21 protein-coding genes, 4 pseudogenes and 1 riboswitch are annotated in these 26996 nt (G+C 37.2%); of the genes and pseudogenes, 20 read left to right on the forward strand and 5 right to left on the reverse strand.

The window, feature by feature from the left end; genetic code table 11:
* Positions 1 to 32 precede the first annotated feature (32 nt).
* Positions 33 to 3290, reverse strand: coding sequence for an AfsR/SARP family transcriptional regulator (locus G5W_RS0113620; RefSeq protein ID WP_010097494.1), 3258 nt, complete (start codon positions 3288 to 3290; stop codon positions 33 to 35).
* 194 nt (positions 3291 to 3484) lie between these two features.
* Between G5W_RS0113620 and msrA the strand changes: the two genes are divergently transcribed.
* The gene (msrA, locus tag G5W_RS0113625; protein WP_010097495.1) at positions 3485 to 4009 is read left to right on the forward strand and encodes a peptide-methionine (S)-S-oxide reductase MsrA; all 525 of its coding nucleotides are present in this window, start codon (positions 3485 to 3487) and stop codon (positions 4007 to 4009) included.
* A gap of 131 nt (positions 4010 to 4140) precedes the next feature.
* Positions 4141 to 5304 (forward strand): MFS transporter, encoded by a 1164-nt coding sequence (locus G5W_RS0113630; RefSeq protein WP_010097496.1) that lies wholly within the window; start codon positions 4141 to 4143, stop codon positions 5302 to 5304.
* An 83-nt stretch (positions 5305 to 5387) separates the two neighbouring features.
* On the opposite strand, the gene G5W_RS0113635 is transcribed toward G5W_RS0113630, so the two are convergent.
* Positions 5388 to 6677, reverse strand: a complete 1290-nt coding sequence (locus G5W_RS0113635) for an NCS2 family permease (RefSeq protein WP_010097498.1) — start codon at positions 6675 to 6677, stop codon at positions 5388 to 5390.
* A gap of 148 nt (positions 6678 to 6825) precedes the next feature.
* A riboswitch (purine riboswitch) is annotated at positions 6826 to 6926 on the reverse strand.
* A 404-nt stretch (positions 6927 to 7330) separates the two neighbouring features.
* On the opposite strand from G5W_RS0113635, the gene G5W_RS0113640 reads away from it, so the two are divergent.
* The 15 genes and pseudogenes from G5W_RS0113640 to G5W_RS0113705 all read left to right on the forward strand — a co-directional run bounded on the left by G5W_RS0113640 (position 7331) and on the right by G5W_RS0113705 (position 21883).
* A complete protein-coding gene (locus G5W_RS0113640; RefSeq protein WP_010097500.1) occupies positions 7331 to 8968 on the forward strand; it encodes an ATP-dependent nuclease in 1638 nt (545 codons plus the stop codon).
* Entirely contained in the window at positions 8968 to 10071 is a 1104-nt protein-coding gene (locus G5W_RS0113645) for a UvrD-helicase domain-containing protein (RefSeq protein WP_010097501.1), read from the forward strand. The genes G5W_RS0113640 and G5W_RS0113645 overlap by 1 nt, the downstream gene beginning before the upstream one ends.
* Before the next feature lie 87 nt (positions 10072 to 10158).
* Entirely contained in the window at positions 10159 to 10713 is a 555-nt protein-coding gene (locus G5W_RS24325; RefSeq protein ID WP_237706221.1) for a DNA cytosine methyltransferase, read from the forward strand.
* 42 nt (positions 10714 to 10755) lie between these two features.
* Positions 10756 to 11247, forward strand: a complete 492-nt coding sequence (locus tag G5W_RS24330; protein WP_237706222.1) for a DNA cytosine methyltransferase — start codon at positions 10756 to 10758, stop codon at positions 11245 to 11247.
* Positions 11248 to 11325: 78 nt separating this feature from the next.
* Positions 11326 to 11529 (forward strand): hypothetical protein, encoded by a 204-nt coding sequence (locus tag G5W_RS0113655; RefSeq protein ID WP_010097503.1) that lies wholly within the window; start codon positions 11326 to 11328, stop codon positions 11527 to 11529.
* Between the two features lie 107 nt (positions 11530 to 11636).
* Entirely contained in the window at positions 11637 to 11951 is a 315-nt protein-coding gene (locus G5W_RS0113660) for a YdcP family protein (protein WP_010097504.1), read from the forward strand.
* A 13-nt stretch (positions 11952 to 11964) separates the two neighbouring features.
* Positions 11965 to 12345, forward strand: coding sequence for a YdcP family protein (locus G5W_RS0113665; RefSeq protein WP_010097505.1), 381 nt, complete (start codon positions 11965 to 11967; stop codon positions 12343 to 12345).
* Positions 12345 to 13685 (forward strand): FtsK/SpoIIIE domain-containing protein, encoded by a 1341-nt coding sequence (locus G5W_RS0113670; RefSeq protein ID WP_010097507.1) that lies wholly within the window; start codon positions 12345 to 12347, stop codon positions 13683 to 13685. Before G5W_RS0113665 ends, G5W_RS0113670 begins: the two co-directional genes overlap by 1 nt.
* A gap of 298 nt (positions 13686 to 13983) precedes the next feature.
* Positions 13984 to 14205: a hypothetical protein gene (locus G5W_RS0113675; protein WP_010097509.1), complete on the forward strand. Its 222-nt coding sequence runs from the start codon at positions 13984 to 13986 to the stop codon at positions 14203 to 14205.
* A gap of 166 nt (positions 14206 to 14371) precedes the next feature.
* On the forward strand, positions 14372 to 14872 hold the full coding sequence (locus tag G5W_RS0113680) for an antirestriction protein ArdA (protein WP_010097510.1): 501 nt from the start codon (positions 14372 to 14374) through the stop codon (positions 14870 to 14872).
* 61 nt (positions 14873 to 14933) lie between these two features.
* A complete protein-coding gene (locus G5W_RS0113685; protein WP_010097511.1) occupies positions 14934 to 15326 on the forward strand; it encodes a conjugal transfer protein in 393 nt (130 codons plus the stop codon).
* Positions 15310 to 17762: pseudogene (tcpF, locus tag G5W_RS22300) on the forward strand (conjugal transfer ATPase TcpF). Before G5W_RS0113685 ends, tcpF begins: the two are co-directional and overlap by 17 nt.
* Positions 17763 to 17766: 4 nt before the next feature.
* A pseudogene (locus tag G5W_RS22305) lies at positions 17767 to 19876 on the forward strand (CD3337/EF1877 family mobilome membrane protein).
* A gap of 70 nt (positions 19877 to 19946) precedes the next feature.
* Positions 19947 to 20957 (forward strand): bifunctional lytic transglycosylase/C40 family peptidase, encoded by a 1011-nt coding sequence (locus G5W_RS0113700; RefSeq protein WP_029191135.1) that lies wholly within the window; start codon positions 19947 to 19949, stop codon positions 20955 to 20957.
* Between the two features lie 14 nt (positions 20958 to 20971).
* Positions 20972 to 21883, forward strand: coding sequence for a conjugal transfer protein (locus tag G5W_RS0113705; RefSeq protein WP_010097516.1), 912 nt, complete (start codon positions 20972 to 20974; stop codon positions 21881 to 21883).
* 98 nt (positions 21884 to 21981) lie between these two features.
* On the opposite strand, the gene G5W_RS23805 is transcribed toward G5W_RS0113705, so the two are convergent.
* Positions 21982 to 22230 (reverse strand): hypothetical protein, encoded by a 249-nt coding sequence (locus tag G5W_RS23805; protein WP_157998052.1) that lies wholly within the window; start codon positions 22228 to 22230, stop codon positions 21982 to 21984.
* A gap of 295 nt (positions 22231 to 22525) precedes the next feature.
* On the opposite strand from G5W_RS23805, the gene G5W_RS23810 reads away from it, so the two are divergent.
* Positions 22526 to 22702 (forward strand): hypothetical protein, encoded by a 177-nt coding sequence (locus tag G5W_RS23810; RefSeq protein WP_010097518.1) that lies wholly within the window; start codon positions 22526 to 22528, stop codon positions 22700 to 22702.
* Between the two features lie 248 nt (positions 22703 to 22950).
* Here the strand turns inward: G5W_RS23810 and ppsA are convergent.
* Positions 22951 to 25565 (reverse strand): annotated as a pseudogene (gene ppsA, locus G5W_RS22310) (phosphoenolpyruvate synthase).
* A gap of 385 nt (positions 25566 to 25950) precedes the next feature.
* The gene (locus G5W_RS21185) at positions 25951 to 26241 is read right to left on the reverse strand and encodes a GNAT family N-acetyltransferase (RefSeq protein WP_010097519.1); all 291 of its coding nucleotides are present in this window, start codon (positions 26239 to 26241) and stop codon (positions 25951 to 25953) included.
* Between G5W_RS21185 and G5W_RS23360 the strand changes: the two are divergent.
* Together G5W_RS23360 and G5W_RS0113730 are read left to right on the forward strand one after the other, a co-directional pair.
* Positions 26209 to 26448: pseudogene (locus G5W_RS23360) on the forward strand (ArsR family transcriptional regulator); the annotation flags it as partial. The gene G5W_RS21185 and the pseudogene G5W_RS23360 sit on opposite strands and share 33 nt — an antisense overlap.
* Positions 26449 to 26467: 19 nt before the next feature.
* Positions 26468 to 26980, forward strand: coding sequence for an SRPBCC family protein (locus G5W_RS0113730; RefSeq protein WP_010097521.1), 513 nt, complete (start codon positions 26468 to 26470; stop codon positions 26978 to 26980).
* Positions 26981 to 26996 lie beyond the last annotated feature (16 nt).

Below are 26996 nucleotides of genomic sequence, written 5' to 3' on the forward strand. Positions count from 1 at the left end.
CCACAGCACTGGTTCCTGCTTTTACCATTAGCCTAGTATAAATACCGATCAACTTCTTCTGACTCGATAATGACATGATACATTTCTCTTGTCGGGGTCATAGGTTCAACACCTAATTCCTCTTCTAACACTTCACAGCACTTCTCGTACCACCTGATAGCCTGCGGACGATTGTTTAATTGATAATAGCTAAACATTAATAGTCTATACGCTTCTTCCCATGTGTGATTAATCGCAATAATTCGTTCACATAGCTGGATACATGCATGATAATCCTGTAATCGCACATTAATTTGAGCAAGCTTTTCAGCTCCTCTTAGGAACAGTAATTCCAATCTTTCTCTTTCCGACTGGCACCAGGATGCAAACCGTAAATCCTCTAAATAACTACCTCGATACAGTTTGATAACCTTTTCCAGTAGCTCCTTTGCTTGCTTATCTTCTTTTTCCTCTATTGCCTTCGAAGTCCAACTTTCAAAGTTGTCTATGTCTAGCACATAGCCAGAATCTGGGTTCAGACCATAATAACTTCCTTTTCGAAGAATAAAATAGGATTCTTCACGAGCTTTTCGATTTGGCTCTAATGCTCTTAGCAAAGCGTTAAAAGTTACTTTAAAGTTCTTGTTCGATGCTTCCAGATCTTGTTCCGGCCATAAGCTAGCAAGAATCTCTTCTTTGGATAACAGCTTATTTCGATTAGTAACAAATAGTTCAAAGAGTTCTTTTGCCTTTCCCCTTTGCCAATCCCGTTCCTCTAAATATTTTGAACCTAGCCCAACACGCAAATAGCCTAATGCTTCAATTGTTAGTGTATATCCTGGGTGATTACTACTATCTACATCTAATTGGAGCTCATTCATATATCTCGAAACAAGCTGAGGTTTAATGCCAAGGCGTTTGGCTTTAAACAGTAGTGGGGCAATATTTTGCAAATCCATTGGTCCAAATACAGTCTGTTTCTTTAAAAAGAATTCATAACTATCCGTATGAATAGCATCGATAAATTGAGTCATTTCTTCCAGGAATACAGGATCATTCTCTTCCTTATGAGCAAGGTATGCCTTCCAAAAATTGGTTACCATGATGCCATAACGGTCACCACAGCTGACAAAATCCTCTCGAACATCATCCAATATTACCTTGGCCCGATCATAATGATGATTATAGACCTCTGTCATTAATAGCCCTAGCTTTATTAGGGCACTTAGCCATTTATCTTTTACCTTTTCCGTTTCCACTAGTCCCCTATTGGCCGCTTCCACCGCTCTTTCATATTCTAGGTTTTTACCAAGCAAAATGGATAAACCCATATATGGCTCTGCTTTCCCCCTGGATATATTGATTGTTTCCATCATATCCAGTGAAGTTTCATAGCATTGCTCGGCTAGCTTAGAATCATATCTTTCTAATAATTGTACCGCATGACCCATTCGCATCCAGCCACAAGCCTCTACGAAGGGGGATTGTGTTGTTAAGCCAAGCTGAATCCCATCGGAAGCGAGCTTTTTACTTTCTTCCGCATTGCCCATAAAAGCTTCGATGATGGATAGAAGCAAATCAGTTTCACGATGAGACTGAGGTAAATGCTTCGTATTGGTTGTGCTAGAAGTTTCTTTTCTCCTCAGTAATACCTCTTGTGCTTTCGCTAGTCTACCGGTTCGTAATAGTATTCTAGCTTCTAAATTTCCATCATCTATCGGGATATTTAAAGAATTAGCCCTGTCAAACCAAGCTTCAGCCTTCTTTGCTTGCCCCAAGTTTAGCAAGTTTTCTGCTAACAACTGATAAAGCTGTGCCATTTCCTCTTTTGGTGCATTTGCTTTTTCCCGCATATAGATAGCCTGTTTAACAAAGCGCTCAGCTTGATCAGGTTGTATCGTATCCAAATAGATTTTTGCTTTTCCTTCAAAGGCAAGACCAATTAAATTATAATTTTCCTGATCATATCCAGGGATAAGACTGATAATACGGTCAAAATTCTTTTCCGCTTTATCATATTGCGAACGATATCGTTCAATTTCCCCTTGATAAAAATAGAGTACAGGATATATTTGCTTGAACTCATCTGGTATGGTTGTGATGAGGTCGTATAAGCTTTGCAATCTACCAGATTGAAGCATTGTTAAGCCATAATCCTGTAGTAGAGACGCCATCTTTGGATATTGTGCTATCTTTTTATAATGGTACAGTGCACTCTCTATATCCTCATGCCGCTCATAGTACTGCGCTGCTTTTTTATGTAAACTCTTATATTCAGAAGGATAGTTTTTTAATAAACGATTTTCTAAAAAAGCCTTAAATAGTGCATGATAACGGAAGTAAGTTTCCTCGCCCTCTGCAATGAATAAATTCTGCTCTAATAAGCCATGTAAAATATTCTCGGATCCATTAATTTGTAATACATGATCACAAGCCTTTGGTATTAAGACATCCATGACACTCGATTGTAATAAAAACTGTTGAATAATTAAGGATTGCTTACTAAGAACCTCTGACGCTAGATATTCAAACAGGTCTTCCATCGAGGTTTGACGATTAGAAAAGATTTCTTCGATAGATGATTCATCGACAATTTGTTGCATCAGCATATTAAACGCTATTGCCCATCCTTCTGTAAGCTCATAAATCTTTTCTACCTTCTCATCATTTAACTCTATTTTTAGGACGTCTTCTAAAACAAAATACATTTCATTAGCCGATAATAATAAGTCTTCTTGACTGATTTCAATTAAATCTCCTCTTACCTTTAGTTTTGGTAAAATAGCCCACTTCGGTTTGTTTCGACTTGATAAAACGATATGGACATTGGCAGGTGCATGTTCTAGTAAAAATAGTGTCCACTTTTCAATCTCATAAGAACCATTTACATGATGATAGTCATCTAATATAATCGTTATTTCTTCTTTTAAATCCATTAATTCGTTAATAAAAGCCGAGGCAAGGGAATAGATTTGCTCTCCATCCACATAATGTCCTAAATCTTGATATTTCTGATGAATGCTTTCTCCGAAACTTGGATAGTGCATTCTTACTGATTCTACGATTTTCGTAAAGAAAGGGAGAATATCATCATCTGTAGCGGAGATAGAATACCAACAGGCCTTTATGTTTGTATCGTGTAGATATAAGGCTAGTGCTGTACTTTTCCCATAGCCTGCCCCAGCATGAAGGAGTGTTAGGGTGTGTTTGGAAATAGCCGATAGCTTTCGATTTAATTGACCACGGCGTATAAATCGTTCCCGTATTGGTGGTGGAGCATATTGACTTTGTACGATCGGAATATTTCTCACATTCCCCCTCCTTTCTACACTCATTAAATTACCATTATAATCTTAATCTTCTATACATTTTATCACAAATTTCCTTTCAAGGAATCTCTTCCTATGATGGTCATCATAAAATATGGTATAGTTTTATAAATATATATTCTATGTTTAGTGAAATCATGTGGTTATACCACAGTACGATACGGGGGAAAACATTAATGACAACACTACAAAAAGCAACATTCGCAGGTGGCTGTTTCTGGTGTATGGTGAAACCGTTTGATCAGTGGGATGGTGTGCATTCCGTTGTATCTGGATACACAGGTGGACATGTAGAAAATCCTACATATGAAGAAGTAAAAACTGGCACTACTGGACATTACGAGGCGGTTGAAATCACCTTTGATCCAAGCATTATTTCTTATTCTGAGATTCTTGAAGTTTACTGGAGACAAATTGATCCGACAGATGCCGGCGGACAATTCCATGATCGTGGTGATCAATATCGTACAGCTATTTTCTATCATAATCCAGAACAACTAGAACAAGCAGAAACTTCTAAGAAAGCTTTAGGAGAAAGTGGCAGATTCACCAAGCCTATCGTAACAGAAATTCTACCAGCCGTTACGTTTTATCCTGCAGAAGACTATCACCAAGATTTCTATAAAAAAAGCGAAAAAGAGTACAAAGAAGATCGTGCCAAATCTGGCCGCGACGAGTTTATTGAAGATAATTGGAAATAACACATTTATCGATGCACCTTCTAAAGAGGGTGCTTTTTTTCCGTTGTCAGATTGGTTCCGACACTATTCCACAATTTACATGAAAGTAGTATAATTACCTACTGAAACAGATAATTGAAGGGGATGACAACTTGGCAAAACAGGAATCGCTAGTACCATTAAAAATGCTATTATTTAGTTTTCATGCAACAAATACCATTATATTAAGCTTCTTACCACTTTACTTAGCATATAAAGGGCTAAACGGAACGGAAATCGGTTGGGTACTGGCAATCGGACCTCTTGCATCCATTTTTGCACAACCATTTTGGGGATATTTAAGTGATAAATACAAAACGGTTAAACGAATATTACTCATCTGTATTACGGGTCTATTAATCTTTAGTACGGTCTTTTTTCAAATGAACAGCCTAATATCTATCATGTTTATGGGAGCAGTATTTTATTTCTTCACCACACCCATTGGTGGATTAGGGGATAGCCTAGCTCAAAGAAGGGCGGACGAGCTTGGAGTTTCATTTGGAACCATACGGACATGGGGATCGATTGGTTTTGCCTTATCCTCCTTAATTATTGGCGAGATATTGTCACGGTACGGTGTACAGTATATGATTTGGCCGTACTTATTCTTTGGTTTTATTGCTCTTCTGGTGGTTACTCGTTTGAAGGATGTCAAGGTGGAAACAGATCCAGTTAAGCTCAAAGATGTTGGCATCTTAATTAAGAACAAAGGCTTTTTATTCTTTTTATTAGCTATTATCTTTCTATCGGTCGGACATCGTACCAATGATAGTTATATAGGATTATATATTTCGGAATTAGGTGGAAGTGAAGCACTAGTTGGACTAGGGTGGTTTGTAGGTGTTGCAAGTGAGGCTTTGGTATTTGCTTTAGCTGGCCTTTGGTTCCGCAAGCTAAAAACGCTAGTCTTCGTCTTAATTGCTGGGGTATTATATAGCATTCGTTGGTTTGTTTATGGGGCACTTGACGATCCCATGTATGTTATAGGACTACAATTCTTACACGGAATTACTTTCGGGGTATTTTATTTAGCAGCATTAGATTATGTGACTCGTCTAATTCCGAAGCATCTTCAATCGACTGGTCATCTTGTTTACTATGCTGTATTCTTTGGTATCAGTGGTATTATCGGATCGCTATCAGGCGGTGCCATTATGGATCATTTTGGTGGTGGAACACTATATACCATCTTAGGTTGTGTATCATTGGTTGGTACAGGTGCAATGTTCATATATCATGTCATGTTTTCTAAAGTGAAAGCTACTAGTTATTAATACTTTGGGATAAGTGTAACTTACTCACAGTTCTTTAACTATTAAAGAAGCGAGGCCATCTTCATATGGCCTCGCTTTTAAACTTATAAGAAAATAAAGTACGCAATGAAGATAACAAATAATCCATACATGACGGGGTGAATCTCTTTTCCCCTACCCGATACAAGCATTGTTATTGGGTAAAAGATAAATCCAATTGCTATTCCTGTAGCAATACTATAAGTTAATGGCATCATTAAGACAGTCAAAAATGCCGGAACTGCAATTGCAAAGTCATTCCAATCAATATCTTTTAATGCTGTCGTCATCAATACTCCCACAATAATTAATGCAGGTGCAGTTACTGCAGAAGTTACTACACTAAGTAGAGGTGAGAAGAATAGAGCAAGCAAAAAGAATCCCGCTGTAATGACGGATGCAAAACCAGAACGCGCACCTACACCAACACCTGCTGTCGATTCTACGAATGATGTAGTTGTTGAAGTACCTACTGCTGCACCAACTACTGTTGCCGCAGAATCAGCAAATAACGCTTTACCTGCACGTGGTAATTTGTTATCCTTCACCAAGCCAGCTTGAGATGCAACAGCTACTAATGTACCTGCAGTATCAAAGAAGTCTACAAACAAGAATGTTAAAATAACTACGAGCATTTCCAATGTAAATATGTCACCAAAGTGTTCGAAAGCTTGCCCAAATGTAGGGGCTAAACTTGGAATGTTCCCTACGATACCGTTAAATTCCGAAAGACCGAATATTAAACTAACAATAGCAGTAATAATCATTCCATAAAAAATTCCGGCTTTTATACCTAATGCCATTAAGATTACAGAAACAACAAGACCAAAAATGGCAAGTAATACGGTAGAGGATGTTAAATCACCAATGCCGACTACAGTGTCCGGATTTCCCACGACTATTTCAGCACTCTGTAGACCAACAAATGCAATAAATAATCCTATACCAGCACCGACTGCTTTTTTCAATTCTGCAGGAATTGAATTAATCACTTTTTCACGAAGTCCAGTTAATGTTAGTAGAACAAAAATAAGCCCAGAAGCTAATACGCCAGCTAAAGCTGTTTCCCATGGTATTCCCATTCCTATAACCACTGAAAATGCAAAAAATGCATTTAATCCCATACCTGGTGCAAGTGCAATTGGATATTTAGCGATAAGCCCCATGAATAATGTACCTACAGCAGCTGCAATTGCAGTCGCTGTAAATACCGCTCCTTTATCCATTCCAGCTGCACTTAGAATATCAGGATTTACAAATAAGATATAAGCCATAGCTAAGAAGGTAGTTAAACCTCCCATAAATTCAGTACGAAAATTAGTGCCTAACTTCTCAAACTCAAAATACTTCTTCATTACTTTTCCTCCCATTAATAAAAAGAAATAAATGCAATCAAAAAACGTGCCTAAAACCCTTTAAGGGCTCTAAGCACGCCTACCATAAAACCATGCAAGAAAAGTAAATAGATAATAGCTTTCTTGTAAACTAGAAAACTACCAGCTGTGATCTATTACTAATCTGCGTAGTCAGACCATTTACGGCGGTCTGGTAGAAACTCTGGGCCATATCCCCTAAATTATACGCAAAGATATTTGATTAACTTCTGATACTATTTTACTATTCAGTTTTGATTAAGTCAACTATTTCCGAACATTTTTAACAAAACACGATGGAACGTTCGCGTTTAGTGCACTATTCTTACTCCCATTCTACTTTCACTGTACCAAGTATAGAGCAATATCATTGATTATAAAGGGTTTTAAAGAAGTATCAATCCATATAAATTGATATAAAAAATTAAAATAATGCAATTTTAATGCAATAAATGCAAACCACTTCTTAAGGTTATCACTAAAATATTTGATATCTAAAACAAGAGACGTTTCATATTGAAGCGTCTTTTTTCATTGGGAAATTTGAATAGATTCTAATTTAAAGTGCATTAGATTGTCTTTTCTCAAAAAGTACCTGATAATAAATTTATAGAATATAATATAGGAGAGAGACAATGATCAGAAGTGTAAAAATCGAGAATTTTAAATGTATCAAGGGTTCTTTCACTTTAGATTTTAAAAAGGGAATAAATATTTTAGTTGGAAATAATGAAGCTGGAAAATCTACCATTTTAGAGGCAATACATCTGGCTCTTAGCGGTATATTTAGGGGGAAGTTAGTCAAAGGAAACCTAACTCAATATTTATTTAACTATGATGTTGTGAAAGAATATATAGAGAATGTTAACAATGGAGAGGCATCTGAACCACCTTATTTTTTAATTGAATTATATTTAGATGAAGTTCTCCCTATTTTGGAAGGTGATAAGTTTTCCGAAAAAAAGACCCTAGGAAAAACAAGTGGAATCGCGTTAAAAATTGCCTTAGATGAAAAATATAATGAAGAATATGAATCATTAATTAAATCGGGAAATATAGAAAGTCTTCCAATTGAATACTATGATGTGGAATGGTACTCTTTCGCTAGAAAAGCATTGACTTCTAGAAGCATTCCAATTAAATCATCATTTATTGATGTAGGTTTTAGCAAGTTTCGAAATGGATCGGATATTTATATATCTAGAATTGTTCAAAACATTTTAGATACTGATGAAAAAACTAAAGTTGCACAAGCCTATAGAAAGGTAAAAGAAACTTTTTCAAAAGACCAATCGATTGCTGACATTAACTCAAAAATAACTAATATTTCAAAATTAAGCAATAAAGAAATTGAATTGACAGTTGATTTAGGTTCAAGTTCAACTTGGGACGGTAGTTTAATAACGCAACTCGACAAAATCCCCTTTGATTTTATCGGTAAAGGAGAGCAATCTATTATAAAAGCTGATTTAGCTTTGTCAAACAAAAGGGCAGAAGCTTCATCTATAATCCTAATTGAAGAACCAGAATGTCATATTAGCCACACACGACTTAACCAACTGCTAAATAACATCAAAAACAATTATCATGATAAGCAGATTATACTATCTACTCATAGCAGTTTTGTTTCTAATAAATTAGGTTTAGATAATTTAATATTATTAAATAAACAAAAAACTGTTAAATTTGATCATTTAAGATCCAAAGATTTTTTTGAAAAAGTATCAGGATATGACACTTTGCGGTTAATATTATGCAAGAAAGCAATTCTAGTTGAGGGAGATTCTGACGAATTAGTACTTCAAAGGGCATATAGGGACAACAACAATGATAAATTACCTATTGAAGATGAAGTAGAAATCATTTCCGTAGGAACATCTTTCCTAAGGTTCTTAGAAATTGCTGAGTGTTTAGAGATACCTGTAAAAGTTGTTACAGACAATGATGGAGACTTAGAGTCCTTAAAACGGAAATATAATAATTACTTGGGAAAAAACAAAAAATCAAATATCGAGATTTGCTACGAAGAAAAAATACACACTGGATCACTAACTATAGGAAAAGATAATATACCTTTTAATTATAATACTTTAGAACCAGCCTTATTACGTGCAAACAGTTTAGAAAAGTTGAATGCCATATTCGATACTAAATATGAAACTGAGGACTCTCTACTTAAGTACATGAAATCAAATAAGACTGAGTGTGCATTAAAAATATTTTCATCTCAAGATAAGATTAATTATCCAGAATTTATTATGAGGGCATTGTGATGAAAAATAATCTTTTAGTTGCTGCGGCTGGTGCTGGAAAAACAACTCTTTTCGTACAAGAAGCTATAAAGCTTAAAGAAAGTGTCCTAATTACTACTTTTACTGAAGAAAATAAAAAAGAAATAAAAAAGAAATTTTTTGAGTTAAATAATGGTGTTATTCCACATAACGTTACTATTAGAACATGGTTTTCATTTTTAATAGAGCATGGCGCAAAACCATATCAAGGAAAGTTAACAAATAAAAATATAAACGGTTTGTTATTGATGAATAAAAAATCGGGATTAAGATATAGAAATGGAAAATTCCCAGTGTACTACAAAGAGGCAGAAGTTGAGAAACATTATTTTTCAAATGATTTCCAAATATATTCTGATAAGCTCTCAAAATTTGTTGTTCGTTGTAATGACAAAAATAATGGCTATGTAATTGAACGGATTGCTAAGTTATTTAAATATATCTTTATAGATGAAGTACAAGATATGGCAGGATACGATTTAGAGATAATAAAACTTTTGTTTCAATCTGATTCAATTATTAAAATTGCTGGTGACCCTAGACAAGTAACATATCACACTCATTTTCCCGACAAATATAAAAAATATTCTGATGGGAAAATACAAGATTTTATATTAAATGAATGTAGATCTATAGATTTTAATATCGATACAGAAACTCTTAGAGACAGTTGGCGTAATAGCCAGACTATCTGTGATTTTGCCAACAGTCTATTCCCAGAATATCCATCCTGTGATTCACTCCATAATGAAATTACGGGACATGATGGGGTTTTTCTTGTGAGAGAAAAAGATATTGAACGTTATTTAAAAGAATATTCTCCAACACAATTAAGATATTCTCGAACTAAAATAGTAAACTCAAATTATGAAGTTATGAATTTTGGAGAATCCAAAGGTACAACACGTGATAGAGTATTAATATATCCAACTCAAAAGATATCAGACTGGTTATTTAATGATAAAAAGTTTGATAATTTTGATATTAAGTGTAAATTTTATGTAGCTGTAACGAGAGCACGATATAGTGTTGCAATTGTATGTAAAAATAATATCGAAACAGATATACTCCCCATATACGAATAGTAATTAATTTTTACTTGCAACGCCATTTGGACGGTATTTACTTACCGACAGATGGCGTTTTTTGTTTTTAAATTGGAGGTGAAATATTTGAAAGATGACATGATTAAAATGGATTATAACACAAATTTAACAATAGGAAGCCTTTTTGATGGAATAGGTGTCTTCCCCCTCTCTGCTTCCCGCTATGGCATTAGTCCAACATGGGCAAGTGAGATAGAGAAAGCACCTGTATCTATTACAAAACGACACTTCCCTCATATGCTCCATCTGGAAGATATTACAAAAATAGATGGTGGAGAAATACCGCCTGTTCATGTCATTACTTTTTCGCCTTGTCAAAATTTATCAAATATCGGAAAAAGAGAAGGTCTTGCAGGAAGTCAATCTAGTTTATTTTATCATGCAATCCGAATTATTGAAGAAATGAGGTGTGCAACGAATGGAGCATATCCAGTTATCACTGTTTGGGAAAACGTCATGGGAGCTTTTTCATCAAATAACCGGCTGGATTTTAAAGCCGTGCTGGAGTCGTTCACAAAAACCGATATTCCAATGCCTACTTCTGGAGAATGGGCAAACGCTGGAATGGTCCGAGGGAAGGATGTTGGTGTGTGTTGGCGACTCTTGGATGCCCGATATTGAGGAATCCCCACGCTCGCTCAAAGAAGAAGACGTATCTTCCTCGTGGCAGATTTTAGAGGAACAAGTGCCAGAGAAATACTATTTAAAGCCCGCGATTTGCAATCGTTTCCTACGTCTTGCGGAAAGGGCAGGCTGTCCTCCACCATTACAAGTGGAATATCTACTCAAAAAGCAAGGGGGAAAATACCCATCGTCCGCCCCTTTCAAGAAAGACGCATGCGAAGTGCCGCAATAGACAAAAACAAAACAGGATTCATTGGAAGTTTTGGACGGACCGATGACCCTTTTCCAACTTTGCTTGCAGGTTCCGTAAATTATTTTTCATTCTGGTATGAAGGGGAAGAAAAAGAAGGATTTATTCGTCAGCTTACCCCATTAGAATGTGAACGTTTGATGGGATTACCAGAGGGTTGGACTGCTTTAGGACACAAAGATGAAACGATTAGCGATTATGCACGATATAAAGCGATTGGAAATGCGATTGCCTTGCCATGTGCGGAATATATCATGGCTGGTATTGCGGAAAGTTTATAGTAAATCAATTTTTGAGCATGTTGGATTATTCTCATCTGACGTGCTTTTTTTATGGATTCATAGAAAGGGGAAAGTTGCATGATGTCTTTGAATGAACAAGATATATACGAAGAAAAGGTCATGGAATGGATCGATGACCATTTTGTTATGAATGAAATTGAGATTGAAGACTTTCCTTTTTTTCCTTATGGGAAATTGATACGGGATAAAAATGGAGAAACAATGGTTGTATTTTGGTGTGTGATTTATGGGCGTGTGGATTATCGACTACAAGCAGCATAGGAGTGATTGACAAATGAAGATGTATTTTTCTCGTTCCCCTCCCTTCTGTCCTTGCTTTCCATATGAATAAATAACCAAAACTTAAAAAAAGAAAAGAGGTTTATATGATGGAATTAAAATATGTCATTCCAAATATGGAAAAAACTTTTGGAAATTTAGAATACGCAGGAGAAGGCAAAGTCGAACAACGCCGAATTAATGGACGTATGACCACGCTATCCAGGAGTTATAATTTGTATTCCGATATTCAACGTGCAGATGATATTGAAGTAGTTCTCCCACAAGAAGCAGGAGAAAAGTTCTTTGAACATGAAGAAAAAGTAAAATTAGTCAATGCAAGAATTACCGCAGAAGGCTATAAAATTGGTGATCGAGGTTTTACAAAATACATTTTACATGCAGTTGACATGGTCAAAGCATAAGGAGGAAAAAGAGATGAGATTAGCACAAGGTATTGTCATTGATAAGGAAAAAACGTTTGGTTTATTAAAATTTTCGGCATTACGTCGTGAGGTATTTCTTCAAAATGAAGATGGCACGGTATCAACAGAAGTCAAGGAACGCACGTATGATTTAAAGTCTCGTGAACAAGGTCGCATGATTCAAGTGAGTATTCCTGCTTCCATTCCCTTGAAAGAATTTGATTACAATGCAGAAGTGGAACTCATTAACCCTGTCGCAGATACCGTCGCAAATGCAACATTCCGTGGCGCAGATGTTGATTGGTACATTAAAGCAGATGATTTAGTCTTAAAGGGAAAAGCGGCAACATCGACTAGTAATGTTTCAAAATCTACCCCTGATAAGGAAAAATAATGAAAACTTTTAAGAGACGAGGGAAACGCATTAAAGAAAAAGATGCTTCCCTCGTCGTTCAATTTATATTCTTTGGATTGACTGGTGTATGGCTCGTTTCCTTTATCCCTTTTCATCTGTCATTTTTACTCTCTACCACGTGGCAATTGGATGTGTTTCAAATACACTTTTTTAGCACATATGGATGGGTGACCTTGTTAATCAGTCTTGCCTTAACCGCTGGATGTGCGTATCTCTATTATCGCTATCGGTATGACAAGATAAAGCAAGTCATTCATCGTCAAAAGCTCGCAAAAATGATTCTGGAAAATGGCTGGTACGAAACGAAACAAGTTACACAAGAGGGTTTCTTTAAGGACATTCCATCCAATAAGACTAAGGAAAAAATCAGCCATTTTCCAAAGATATATTACCGATTTGAAAAAGGATTACTTCATATTCAAGTGGAAATTACACTTGGGAAATATCAAGATCAGTTGTTGAATCTTGAAAACAAACTGGAAAGTGGGCTGTATTGTGAATTAGTTTCAAAAGAGTTACACGATTCCTATGTGGAGTATATCCTTTTTTATGATATGAGTGTGAACCGTATTCCGATTGAGGAAGTCATTGCACAAAATGGCAGCTTAAAACTGATGAAATCACTCTATTGGGAATATGATAAATTGCCGCATATGTTAATCGCCGGTGGAACAGGCGGTGGGAAAACGTACTTTATTTTAACTTTGATTGAAGCCCTACTCAAAACAGACGCAAAATTGTATATCTTAGATCCGAAAAATGCAGATTTAGCGGATTTAGCCACTGTTATGCCAGATATCTATTATAAAAAGGAAGACATGATGGCATGTATTGACCAATTTTATGAAGCTACGATGGTTCGTAGTGAAGAAATGAAACAGATGAAGGGTTATAAAACAGGAGAAAACTATGCTTATTTAGGCCTATCTCCTCACTTTTTAATTTTTGACGAGTACGTAGCTTTTATGGAAATACTTGCTTCTAAGGAAAATACAGCGGTGTTAACTAAGCTAAAACAGATTGTTATGTTAGGACGACAAGCTGGCTTCTTTCTTATCCTCGCCTGTCAGCGACCAGACGCAAAATACCTTGGGGACGGCATTCGAGATCAATTTAATTTTCGGGTTGCTTTAGGACGTATGAGTGAGCTCGGATATGGAATGATGTTTGGGTCGGACGTACAAAAACATTTTTTCTTAAAACAGATTAAAGGTCGTGGTTACGTGGATAAAGGTGATGGTGTCATTTCTGAATTTTACACACCTCTTGTCCCCAAAGGACATGATTTTCTAAAAGAAATTGGAAAGTTAGTGTCATAAAGGCTGCCCAGTGCGGCGGCGTGCGAAGCGAAAGCCGACGTGCTGGGCTAAGCCTGCGTGGCGACAGCCACGCCTTAACCCCCCATTTCTAACAGGGGGGTAGAAAAACAATAAGAAACTGTTCCAAAAGCCAATAACACCTGATGGCACAATGGTTTGGAGCATATTAATAAGATGTCAACTTTTACGATTTAGTTGACATCTTTTTTTTAGTTTGGAGGAATGCACATGAACCAAGTACCTTGGTATCAACAATTAAAGGTAACGAATGATTAACTTATGAAGGGAGAAAATCCAGATGAATTTTGGGCAGAATTTATACAACTGGTTTCTAAGTAATGCACAATCGTTAGTATTAATGGCAATTGTCGTGATTGGCATTTATTTAGGCTTTAAACGAGAGTTTTCCAAATTGATAGGCTTTTTAATTATTGCTTTGGTTGCGGTTGGATTAGTCTTTAATGCGGCCGGAGTGAAAGATGTGTTGTTAAACCTATTTAATCGAATCATAGGGGCTTAAATTATACCGTTTTATTGTGGAAGATAAGTGGTCTTCTTATGTTCTGCAAAAAAATGGTGGACCAAACGGTAGTGCGGTAGGGATTAACAAGCCTCATTTGTGTATCAGCAGATAATAAGCTGCTGCTTTTTTATGGTTATTTTTAATAAAAAGGATGTGATAACCAATGGAAATGCAGGTCTATATAGCTAACCTCGGAAAATATAATGAGGGTGAATTGGTTGGTGCTTGGTTTACCCCACCCATTGATATGGAAGATGTGAAAGAACGTATTGGTTTAAATGACGAATATGAAGAATATGCAATTCATGATTTCGAGTTGCCCTTTGAGGTGGATGAATATACGACGATTTCTGAAATCAATCGGTTATGTGCAATGGTTCAAGAAATCGAAGGCTCTCCTTTATATGATGCACTATCAGAAGTGCAAGGCTATTGGTTTGAAAGTTTGGAAGAATTACTGGAACATCAGGATGACATCATTTGTTATTCTGATTGTGAAGATATGGAAGATGTTGCGAGATACTTGATAGAAGAAACAGGCGTACTTGGAGAAGTCCCTGTTAACTTACGGAATTATATTGATTACAGAGCTTTTGGACGTGACCTTGAAATTGAAGGCAACTTTCTCGTGACGTCACATGGTGTATTTGAATATGTTCAATAGATGAAGAAGCAGCTTGTTCTCGTACAGGCTGCTTTTTCTATGTACGAAAGGGTGATTTTATATGAAAAAACTAAAAAGTTATACTCGTATTTGGTCAGTCGAAAAAGTGATTTATGCCATTAATGATTTTCGTTTACCTTTTCCCGTAACATTCAATCAAATGTCATGGTTTGTACTTTCACTCTTAGTCGTCATGTTGTTAGGAAATCTTCCTCCACTTTCTTTGATTGATGGGGCATTATTAAAATATGTCGGAATTCCAGTTGGTTTGACATGGTTTATGAGCCAGAAAACGTTTGATGGCAAAAAACCGTATAGCTTTCTAAAGTCTGTATTGACTTATTTGTTCCGGACCAAAATCACCTATGCAGGTAAACCCGTCAAACTACAACGTGTGAAAATAAATGAAAACATGACAGCTGTAAGGAGTGAATTGGATGCGTTATCCGATTAAATACATGGAAAATAATCTTGTCTTTAACCATCATGGGGAATGTTTTGCCTACTATGAATTACTTCCCTATAACTATTCATTTCTCTCACCAGAAGAAAAAATGCAGGTACATGATCACTTCCGTCAGTTGATTGCGCAAAATCAGGACGGTAAAATTCATGCTTTACAGATTAGTACCGCAAGCAGTATCCGATCAGCACAGGAACGAAGTAAAGAGTTGGTGACAGGACGATTACAAGAGGTTGCTTATGAGCGCATTGACGACCAAACAGAAGCGCTTGTTTCCATGATTGGTGAACATCAAGTAGACTATCGTTTCTTTATCGGTTTTAAACTGTTGCTGAATGAAGAAGAAATAAATATAAAATCGATGGGAAAGTCAGTGACTTCTTCCCTATCTTCTTTTATCCGTGACGTAAACCATCATCTGATGGGGGATTTTGTCTCTATGCCCCATGATGAAATTAGACGTTTTTCTAAAATGGAATCGTTATTACAAAACAAAATATCTAGGCGTTTTAAGGTCCGGCCATTAGATAAAAATGACTTTGGTTATCTAATTGAACATCTTCACGGTCAAACTGGAATTGCTTATGACGAATATGACTATGCCCTACCTCTAAGGAAATTAAAAAAGGAAACTTTAGTGAAGCGTTATGACCTGATTAAACCGACTCGTTGTTTAATTGAGGAAAATCAACGTTATTTAAAAATTGAACAGGAAGAACAAATCACGTATGTGGCCTACTTTACGATTAATTCCATTGTCGGTGACCTTGAATTTCCGTCAGATGAAATCTTTTATTATCAACAACAACAATTTGATTTTCCAATTGATACTTCCATGAACGTAGAAATTGTAACGAATAAAAAAGCATTATCTACCGTTCGGAATAAGAAGAAGGAATTGAAAGACTTGGATAATCATGCCTGGGAATCCGATAACGAAACGGGCAGTAATGTTATCGACGCATTGGAACAGGTCAATGAATTAGAAGATGTGCTCGACCAAAGTAAAGAATCAATGTATAAGTTAAGCTATGTCATTCGAGTATCTGCCCCTAACTTGGATGAACTCAAACAGCGTTGTAATGAGGTCAAAGATTTTTACGATGATTTGAATGTAAAACTTGTTCGTCCATTTGGAGATAAGATTGGTTTACACAGTGAATTTATCCCATCCAGTAAACGGTATATGAATGATTATATCCAATACGTGACTTCTGACTTTTTAGCAGGTCTCGGATTTGGAGCAACACAAATGCTTGGAGAAACAGAAGGTATATATTTTGGCTACAACTTGGACACGGGAAGAAATGTATATCTCAACCCTAGCCTTGCTAGTCAAGGCGTCAAAGGTTCGGTCACGAACGCCTTAGCTTCTGCTTTCTTAGGCTCACTTGGTGGAGGTAAATCTTTTTCCAATAATCTACTTGTCTATTATGCGGTTCTCTATGGTGGTCAAGTACTTATTGTTGATCAAAGGCAGAACGAGGAAAATGGAAAGAAACATTGCCCGAAATTGCTCATGAAATAAATATTGTTAATTTAACGAGTGAAGAAAGCAATAAAGGACTACTTGATCCTTTTGTCATCATGAAAAAGAAAAAGGATTCAGAAAGTCTTGCGATTGATATTCTTACCTTTCTCACAGGAATATCAAGTCGGGATGGAGATAAATTCCCTGTATTACGACGAGCGATACGAGCTGTTGGTCAACAAGAGGAACGTGGTTTACTCCTTGTGATTCATGAATTAAGAAGTGATCCCAATCCATTAGCTGGCCCCATCGCTGACCATATCGAAAGTTTTACCGATTATGACTTTGCCCACCTTCTGTTTTCAGATGGAACGGTGAAAAATTCGATTAGTTTAGAAAAACAGTTGAATATGATTCAAGTGGCGGATTTAGTGTTACCAGACGCAGAAACAAGTTTTGAGGAATATACAACGATGGAATTATTAAGTGTTGCCATGTTGATTGTCATTTCTACTTTTGCGTTAGATTTTATTCATTCGGATCGCAGTATTTTTAAAATCGTCGATTTGGATGAAGCCTGGTCCTTCCTGCAAGTTGCACAAGGGAAAACACTTTCTAATAAATTGGTTCGTGCAGGACGTGCCATGAATGCTGGTGTCTACTTTGTTACCCAGAATGCAGATGATCTAACCGACGAAAAATTAAAAAATAATATCGGTGTGAAGTTTGCTTTCCGTTCCAGAGATATAACAGAAATTAAGAAAACACTTCAATTCTTTGGAGTAGATTCGGAAGATGAAGCGAATCAAAGGCGACTACGGGAACTTGAAAATGGACAATGTCTGATGCAGGATTTATATGGACGTGTTGGAATTATTCAAGTCCATCCTGTCTTTGAAGATTTATTCCATGCTTTCGATACTCGACCACCTGTAAAAGAGAAAGAAAGGCGGTGAGAATATGAACAAACAAAAATGGAAAAAGATCATCCTAACGGCGGTACTCATTGGTGCCGCCGTTTTTCTATGTCTTCTTTTACTTGGAACATTCGCTCAAGCGGCTGGATTAGTAGATGATACGGTATCGGAAGACAATCTTTATTCTAAATACCCACTCGACCATTACCAACTTGATTTTTATGTGGACACTGATTGGGATTGGTTACCATGGAACTGGAACGATGGAATTGGAAAACAAGTCATGTATGGGCTCTATACGATTACAAATTTTATCTGGATTATTAGCTTGTACTTATCTAATGCAACAGGCTATTTAATCCAACAAGCTTATTCACTCGATTTCATTTCACAAACGGCAGACGCTATCGGGAAAAACATGCAAACATTAGCTGGGATTACTGCAAGTGGGTTTAGTAGTTCAGGTTTTTATGTTGGTTTCTTGCTTCTGTTTATTTTAGTCATTGGTATTTACGTGGCCTATACAGGCTTAATGAAACGGGAAACAACAAAAGCGATTCGGGCGATTCTAAACTTTTTAGTCGTGTTTATTTTGTCGGCTTCCTTTATCGCCTATGCACCAACGTATATTGCTAAGATCAATGATTTTTCTGCCGATATTAGTCAAGCAAGTTTGGACTTAGGAACAAAAATCTTGATGCCGAATTCGAGTAGCCAAGGAAAAGATAGTGTCGATATGATACGGAATAACCTTTTTCTTTTCAAGTGGAGCAACCTTGAATGCTATTACAATTTGATGATTCGGATAAAGAAACGATTGGTGAAGAACGTGTCGAAGCTCTAGTTTCTATTAATCCTGATACGAATAACGGAAAAGATCGGGAAGATGCTGTAAAAACAGAAATTGAAGATCATGACAATAAAAACTTAACCATTACGAAGACCACCACACGTTTAGGAATGGTCTTCTTTTTATTTCTATTCAATATCGGGATTTCCATTTTCGTATTTCTTCTATCGGGAACTATGATTTTCTCGCAAATTCTGTTTATTATCTATGCGATGTTTCTGCCCATTAGTTTTTTACTTTCCATGATACCGACTTTTGAAAACATGGGAAAACAGGCGATTATGAAATTGTTTAATGTGATTATGCTTCGGGCTGGAATTACATTGATTATTACAATTGCCTTTAGCATTTCATCCATGCTTTACAGCTTAACAACGAGTTATCCGTTTTTTTTGATTGCCTTTTTGCAGATCGTGACATTTGCAGGCATTTACATGAAACTCGGTGACATTATGAGCATGTTTAAACTGCAAAGTAATGATTCGCAACAAGTCGGACGTCAAGTCATGCGTCGTCCCTACCGAATGTTCAATCGTGGCAGCCGTCGATTACAGCGAACAATCGGGCGCACCCTTGCAGGGGCAACAGCAGGAGCAACGGTCGGGGCAATGGTTGGAAAATCAAAGAAAACAAAGGGTTCATCCTCTCCCCTACGTCCATTGCTACGGTTAACATCGACTACAAAAAATAACAAACAACGGCCAACTGATCGCATGAAATTAACATCTTTAAGTCATAAAGTAGGTCAAGTCACAGGAAAAATGCTTAGTGCGAAAAGTCATTTCCGTGCAAATATAGATCATCGTAAAGAACAACTGCATGATTTGCCTACTACTGCTCAATATGCGGTGATGCAAGGAAAAGAACAGCTTACAAAACCTGCCCGTGATTTTAAAGAAGGTATGAAGCAAGCAAAGGAAAAGAGACAAAAACACATGCAGACCGTCAAGCAAAACATCGTCAAACCATTGCAGATAGGCGGCAAGCATTGGCTAAAAAACGTTTCCCATCTCGAAAGACTGCTAGTTATGAACGACCAGTCACGCATGATGTCAATGAATCTGCACATCAAGATAGATTAAAGAACCCAACTGTTCAACAAAAAGAAAAGACAAGACCTGTCACAAAAAGCGAGCATATGAAGCAATTCAAATTACAACGACAGTTATCGAGTTCAGACAAAAAGAGCATTTTACAGATAATCCCAAACAACCTGTTAAAAAAGAAAACCAATCTCCCAATGAAGAACGTTCTCGATCAAAAAATAGTCAGAAAATCATTAAGCGTCCCTCTAAACCGTTGAAACGTACAAACCAGAAACAAATTAGTAAGCGTCCAATCCATACAACTAGGAGGAAACGCTAATGAAAGTCATGAGATTAAAGGTTATGTTAATTGCTGGGGGATTAGGTTTTCTTGCCTTTTTAGGGCTATTAGCATTTGTAGCTATTTTTATATCAGACGAAGAACACTCATCAGATGGTGGTGATTTCATTCATGATATAGGTGGCATATCAGTATCCGCCGATGTGTTAAAGCACCAGCCAATGGTAGAAAAGTATGCACAAGAATATGGAATTAGTGAGTATGTCTCTACTCTACTCGCGATTATTGAAGTGGAAAGCGGCGGTAAATTGCCAGACGTAATGCAGGCCAGTGAATCGTTGGGATTACCGCCTAATACATTGGATACCGAAGCTTCTATTAAACAAGGAACAAAATACTTTGCAGATTTGTTGCGTTCCGCAGAAGCAAAAGGTGTCGATGGTAACACAGTCATCCAATCCTATAACTATGGAGGTGCTTTTATTGATTACGTTGCAAAAAGAGAAGCACGATATAGCTTTGGACTAGCCGAAAGTTTTGCGAAAGAACGTTCAGGCGGCAGCAAAGTTACTTACTCGAACCCAATAGCCGTAAAGAAAAATGGCGGTTGGCGTTACCGTTATGGCAATATGTTTTATGTCGATTTAGTAAGTCAATATTTTATTTCACCCCAATTCGATGATCAAATGGTTCAAGTTGTTATGAATGAGGCCTTAAAATATGAAGGATTCCCTTATGTCTTTGGAGGAGATAATCCAAAAACCTCATTTGATTGTAGCGGACTGACGCAATGGAGTTATCGAAAGGCAGGAATTAACTTGCCCCGAACAGCACAGCAGCAGTATGACGCGACCGAGCATATATCTTTATCTGAAGCAAAGCCAGGGGATTTAGTGTTCTTTCATTCCACTTATAACGCCGGCACATATGTCACTCACGTTGGTATCTATGTTAGAAATAATCAGATGTATAATGCTGGAGATCCAATCGGTTATGCAGATGTGACTTCTTCATACTGGCAAAAGCATTTAATTGGAGCTGGACGTATTAAACAATAGAAGGGTTGGTTCAGATGAATGGATTATTTAAGAAGCAAGGAAAGCGACAAATGAAAACAAAACCTAAAAAAATAAAAGGAAAAACGCTTGGACCACGCAAAAAGTCGGTGATAATTTTATGGATAGTTCTCATTGGAAGCCTTGTATTTGGGATTTATAATAACTTTACGGCGATTGATCAGCATACCATACATGAAAGAGAAATCGTTGAAACCAAGATCATGGATACGAATGCGATTGAGAGCTTTACAAAAAACTTTGTGAAAGACTACTACACTTGGCAAAACGAAAAAGATTCCATTGAACAACGAGCGGAAAAGATTAGTCACTATTTGACAGAGGAATTACAAGCTTTAAATACCGATACTGTTAGAGCGGATATTCCTACTAGTTCCAGTGTGAGTGGTATTGATATCTGGTCAGTGTCACCAAAGAATGATAATACCTATGCGGTTGTTTATTCGGTAGATCAAAAAATTACGGAAGATAAAAATAGCGAAAAGGTCCGATCCACCTATCGAATCATACTACATCAAGATAATATAGGTAACTTAGTTATTAAACAAAACCCTACCTTATGGAGCATACCGAATAAATCAGACTATGAGCCACAACAACCTGAAAGTAATGGTACAGTTGATTCCGATACTGTGCAGGAAGTGACAGAGTTTTTGGAGACGTTCTTTACATTTTATCCGACTGCAACAAAACAGGAACTTGATTATTATGTGAAAAATAATGCTTTACCACCGATTGGTAAGGATTATCTATTTTCAGAGCTAGTTCATCCAGTATTCCAAACAGTAGATCATCAAATAAAAGTATGGGTTACTGTTAAATATATTGATGAAACAACAAAAGTAACACAGTTTTCGCAATATATACTCACGTTAGAAAAAGATACTAATTGGATGATTGTCGAGTAAAAATGATTTAGTTTATTTACTGTAGCTTTAGAATAAATTTGTTTGATCAAAAACAACCCGTAGACCCATAGTTAAATTAGGGCTTGCTGAACAATTTTTTAAACAACTTCAGTGACAACAGAATGGCGAAAAGCAAACCATCGGAAAATAGCCAACAAGAGAGCTCGTAACCTATGTTCCAGATTCATGACAAGAAGCTGGAGAGAGATAGATGATGGCGTGAATAATAAAGGTCGCTCTGATGGTTCTGGTGGAAGCAAAGCGCCTTCTCCTAATGACGGAGATAATAATAATTTAGTTGATAATATAGCGAACAAGATAGATAACAAAAAAAGATAGCGAAGCAAAAGACGATTCTCCCAATCAAAATAATTCGACTGGCAACATTGAACAAGTAACTGATGAAAATGAAAAAGGTGGCTCTGTTACAGCGTTAAAGAACAAACGCGAGGCAATACGTCTGTAAGAATAGTAGGTATAGATAAGCCAGGATAACTAATGTGAAAAAGTAATTCAGGGAAGAATAATTAAAAGAGATTGTAAGTTAGGAATTGCTTTCAATCCCTCTTTGTTTATAGTAGGTAAAAAAATTGAAAAAATCATTTGCTTTAACATTTCCCCATTTAGTAAAAGAGTGGGGCTATGAAAAAATGGATCTTTCTCCCTATGATGTACCACCGAAAGGCCGGAAGATTGTTTGATGGAAGGATTAAAGGGAAAAGTTATAAAGCTAGGTTAGCAGATAAAGCTAATGGAAAGGCTTGTGCCGAATGCTCTATCTTAAATCGTTCTATTGCTGTCCGAAAGCCTGATGTATAATGACAATAAAGTTGTTTATTTTGAAGCTGAAAACACGCATTACACCGTCCAAAAATATGGACGGTGTAAAAATAAAGCTTTTTAATTTTTGGGGCAATTGCTGATAACAGTCTACAGATGGTTACAATAAAGTCGTATTAGGTTGTTCAACAATCGCTCCCATTAATGGATTAGTCTTTTCTGATATTAGCTGGTATAGTCGAACAAAAATCCTTAAAACATCTTTCTTACTGTAAGGTATTTAGCAATTATAATATTTCGATATACCCTTCAGTTCCATTTACTCTGATCCTTTGTCCATCCTTGATCAGCTTGGTGGCATTTTCTACACCGACAACTGAGGGCAAACCGTATTCACGTGCAATAACTGCTCCATGTGTCATCAATCCACCAACTTCGGTGACTAGGCCTTTTATGGATACAAACAATGGTGTCCAACTAGGATCAGTAAAAGAGGTAACTAATATATCTCCATCTTCTAAATCAGCATCTTCCATGTTTAAGATGACACGTGCTTTCCCCTCTATAACTCCGGAAGACACAGGTAGACCCACAAGCGCATCAGCTGGGAGATTTTCTCGCTTGTACTGACCTGCAATAATTTCACCATCGGATGTGATTACACGCGGCGGAGTTAATTTTTCAAATAATTTATACTCGTCTTTTCGTTTGCTGATGATTCGGTCATCCAGTTTTTTTGTGAGTACGCCTTCGCGAAGTTCTTCAAAAGTGAGATAGTAGATATCTTCTTTCTCGTGAATCACGCCTGCTTGTACGAGTTGTTCGGCTTCTGTCAGCAAAGCCTGCTTATAAACGAAGTAGCGATTGACCATGGCGTATTTCGGATATTCCCTAAACCCGCTGAAATTCCGGATGAAGTCGATCCTTTGTTTGGTTTCTTTGGCTCTTTGTTCACCATCCGGTAATAGCTTTAATCGCTCCAATAACTCTTGTTCTTTTTTTAAAGCGACTCGCCGTCCTTGCTCAAATTTCCGAAGGCTTTCATTAGGCTCACAGTTTTTGATGTTACCCAGAATCAATGGGACAAGTGTAGTTGGTTTTTCGCTCCATCGGGTTCTGGTAATATCGATTTCTCCGGCACATCGCATGCCGTATTTGTCAAGAAAAGCGATTATTGCGTCTCGGGTTTCCTTTCCCCCCTCAAACTCAACCAGTTCATCCAAAAAGTTATCATTTTTTACATGTTGTAAATATTCGATCACTTCCGGATAGGGACGAATCAGATCGGCAACATCCAATAGCGCCAGACCCATTTCCGAAGTAATATTGTTCGGTACAGATTGAGCAAGCGTATCTGCTGCGTTTTTTTCACCTAGCCATTCGCTCATTTTTTCATTAATCCACGATGAAGCATCCTGTGCCGCCATAATCACACCCATACTTTGTGGGTCAGATAACATTTCCTTTAATTGCTGGATATCTTCCAAGATAAAATTAAGTAAATCCGCTCCTGATTTCGTTTGGATATTTTGTTTTAATGCCTCGATCGATGTTTGACTACGCTGAATCAAATCAGAAACGATTGTCGGATCGATTTTGAGTTGTGCTTGAGAACCCGCAGGCGGTATAGCTTCTTTGCTTTTAACGGCACTCTGTTCTTTTTTGTCATTTGGTAATGGTTTTATAAAATCTCCTCGCTCAATGACGGTCATCAGTGCGTCTTTGATAAGCGGATCGGATTGTCCTAGGTTATTTAATACCATTTCTCTGCTAGCATGTGAAGCCAGCATAGGTGTTACATCAACAAACAGCCTTCCGCCAGCGTACGCATTGGGGCACGAGTCGTTAACAGCCAAAAAGATAATCCTAATGGTTTCATGGGGTCGGTCATCATTTGTTGATGACCAACAGATACATAGACGTGATTTTCCTTATCATTATCTTCTGGGATGGGGTATAAAGTCGTGATGGGCCGACTTTGGACAATGTAGAATGTATCCTGGGCCAAACACCATTCGATATCTTGCGGCTGGCCGAAATAAGCTTCGATCTGTCTGCCGATGCGTGCCAGCTGCAAAATTTGTTGGTCAGTCAAGGTCTGAGTCTTTTGCTGATCTGGATCGATCTCGTGTGTCTCTGTTCCGCTATCTTTTCGTCCATAGATAGCCAATGTTTTAGTTGCAATTCTCTTCTCGATGATTTCCTCATCACACACTTTATAACAATCGGGAGATACCAAGCCAGAGACGAGTGCTTCTCCAAGTCCAAAGCTAGCATCGATGGATAGCAGCTTTCGGTTAGAAGTAATCGGATCAGTGGTAAATACAATCCCTGAAGACTGTGGAAAAAACATCCTTTGAATAACAACGGATAAATATACTTGACTATGGTCGAATCCATTTTGAATGCGATAAATGACAGCACGATCCGTAAATAAGGATGCCCAACATTTGCTGATATGCTTCAATATTGCTTCTTTGCCAATGATATTTAAATAGGTGTCTTGCTGACCGGCAAAAGAAGCATGAGGTAAATCTTCAGCCGTTGCACTGGAACGCACTGCATAAGCATGTTCATCGCCAAGTTGGGAGAGATAAAAAACAACTGTGCCTGCAACATCAGAAGGAATTTCTGTTTCGATAATGGTTTGTCGAATCCTTCTGCTGATTTTACCAATTTTATCTCGATCTGTTGCATTTAGCATTGTCAGTTGGTCTAACAATGCATGGAAGACTACGTTTTGTTCAAGGGCTTTTTGATAGGCTTCTGTCGTAACACAAAATCCTTCTGGCACTTGTATTCCTTGAATTTTCAATAACTCCCCTAAGTTTACCCCTTTTCCCCCAACCACCATTTGTCTCGATTTATCAATCTCTTGAAACTCTAGCACATATTTCCTCATTTCTTCCCTCCTATTCGAGATAAATCATTTAACAAAAAAGCTTATCTTACCATACTAAATGTCTCATCGAAGCGTTTGCACCGCTTGATTAATACTAGCAGGTAAAAAATTTTAAAAAAGACTGAATTTTTTGATTAATCATGATATAATTAAGTCAAGGAAAGGGACAGTTACTGATTATTTATCGTAACTGTCCCTTTTTTATGGACGGAACATCTTGGATCGTCAGCCAAGGCTTATAATTTCCTAATTCTCCTTGGCCACGGCTTTCTTATAATATCGGTCAATTTTAGATTTACCTCACTTTGTCAACGAATTCTTTTTGAATACTATATAATTCTTCAATTGGCAGGCTTTAAACCCTCAACAAAAGGATCTTCCACGTTTAGGGTAGTCGCTTGAGCATCTGATGGTTTGTCATTTCATATCCCATCTTTTTATAAAGTGCTATGGCTCGTTGATTATGAGCGAAAACGTGTAATCGTATCTGTTTGATATTCTCTGATTTTGCATATTCTTCAAGAGCCAACATTGTTGCCTTACCGAGTCCTTTTCCACGTTGATCTTCATCAAGTTCGATATCATAGATATAGGCTTGCTTTTCTTGATTTTTATCCTGTATATATACCCATAAAATCCCAATATTGCTAATCGGTTGGAATTGAGCCAGCCGCATGTTTCAAAGCATTTAAAAGTGCTGAGTGACAATGGAATTGTAGAAGTGAAGCCAGAAGCTAATCGTCGATATTACAAGCTACGGTCTGAGCCCTTCCGAGTAATAGAATATTGGGCGACTTCCTTTCAAAAGGATATGGAAAGGAAACTCGACAACTTGGACGACTATGTCCAAGAATTGCAAAACAAACAAAAAAGGAACAAGTGAAAAATAAGGAGGAAAAATTATGCCAAATAACAAAATGGTTTCAAGAGTAGAGAATGAAAGGTTTCTTGTTTTAGAACGAGTTTATGATATGCCACGTGATCAACTATTTCAACTATTTAAGGAACCAGAGCATTTAAAGCGCTGGTGGAGTACGGATGGTTGGGAACTGCCCGTTTGCAACATGGACTTTCGCCCAGGAGGCGTATGGCACTATTGCATGAAATGTGTTGATAAGAATCAAGAAGAATATGGAATGGAATCTTGGAACAAAACCATTTATAAAGACATTATTGAGCCAGAAAAGATTGTTTATAACGATTATTTTTCGGATGCAGAAGGCAATATCAATGAGTCCATGCCTTCTCCAGAGGTCACGATGGAATTCATCGATTTAGGCAGTCAAACAAAATTGGTCAGCCGTTCTGAATTCGATTCAGCGGATTCCCTGCAAGCTGTTTTGGACATGGGATTGTTGGAAGGAATCACACAAACGTGGAATAATTTAGATGTATTGGTAGAGAGATTAAAATAGAGAATAAAGCTTTGAT

Origin of the sequence: Ornithinibacillus scapharcae TW25, assembly GCF_000190475.1 — a bacterium.
In the GTDB taxonomy this organism is placed as follows: domain Bacteria; phylum Bacillota; class Bacilli; order Bacillales; family Amphibacillaceae; genus Ornithinibacillus; species Ornithinibacillus scapharcae.

Bases quoted from the DNA above. Each gene is read 5' to 3' on its own strand.
- msrA (WP_010097495.1), top strand. From the start codon at position 3,485: ATGACAACACTACAAAAAGCAACATTCGCAGGTGGCTGTTTCTGGTGT.
- G5W_RS0113635 (WP_010097498.1), bottom strand. From the start codon at position 6,677: ATGAAGAAGTATTTTGAGTTTGAGAAGTTAGGCACTAATTTTCGTACT.
- G5W_RS0113640 (WP_010097500.1), top strand. From the start codon at position 7,331: ATGATCAGAAGTGTAAAAATCGAGAATTTTAAATGTATCAAGGGTTCT.
- G5W_RS0113645 (WP_010097501.1), top strand. From the start codon at position 8,968: ATGAAAAATAATCTTTTAGTTGCTGCGGCTGGTGCTGGAAAAACAACT.
- G5W_RS0113655 (WP_010097503.1), top strand. From the start codon at position 11,326: ATGATGTCTTTGAATGAACAAGATATATACGAAGAAAAGGTCATGGAA.
- G5W_RS0113660 (WP_010097504.1), top strand. From the start codon at position 11,637: ATGGAATTAAAATATGTCATTCCAAATATGGAAAAAACTTTTGGAAAT.
- G5W_RS0113665 (WP_010097505.1), top strand. From the start codon at position 11,965: ATGAGATTAGCACAAGGTATTGTCATTGATAAGGAAAAAACGTTTGGT.
- G5W_RS0113670 (WP_010097507.1), top strand. From the start codon at position 12,345: ATGAAAACTTTTAAGAGACGAGGGAAACGCATTAAAGAAAAAGATGCT.
- G5W_RS0113675 (WP_010097509.1), top strand. From the start codon at position 13,984: ATGAATTTTGGGCAGAATTTATACAACTGGTTTCTAAGTAATGCACAA.
- G5W_RS0113680 (WP_010097510.1), top strand. From the start codon at position 14,372: ATGGAAATGCAGGTCTATATAGCTAACCTCGGAAAATATAATGAGGGT.
- G5W_RS0113685 (WP_010097511.1), top strand. From the start codon at position 14,934: ATGAAAAAACTAAAAAGTTATACTCGTATTTGGTCAGTCGAAAAAGTG.
- G5W_RS0113700 (WP_029191135.1), top strand. From the start codon at position 19,947: ATGAGATTAAAGGTTATGTTAATTGCTGGGGGATTAGGTTTTCTTGCC.
- G5W_RS0113705 (WP_010097516.1), top strand. From the start codon at position 20,972: ATGAATGGATTATTTAAGAAGCAAGGAAAGCGACAAATGAAAACAAAA.
- G5W_RS23810 (WP_010097518.1), top strand. From the start codon at position 22,526: ATGAAAAAATGGATCTTTCTCCCTATGATGTACCACCGAAAGGCCGGA.
- G5W_RS21185 (WP_010097519.1), bottom strand. From the start codon at position 26,241: ATGCGGCTGGCTCAATTCCAACCGATTAGCAATATTGGGATTTTATGG.
- G5W_RS0113730 (WP_010097521.1), top strand. From the start codon at position 26,468: ATGCCAAATAACAAAATGGTTTCAAGAGTAGAGAATGAAAGGTTTCTT.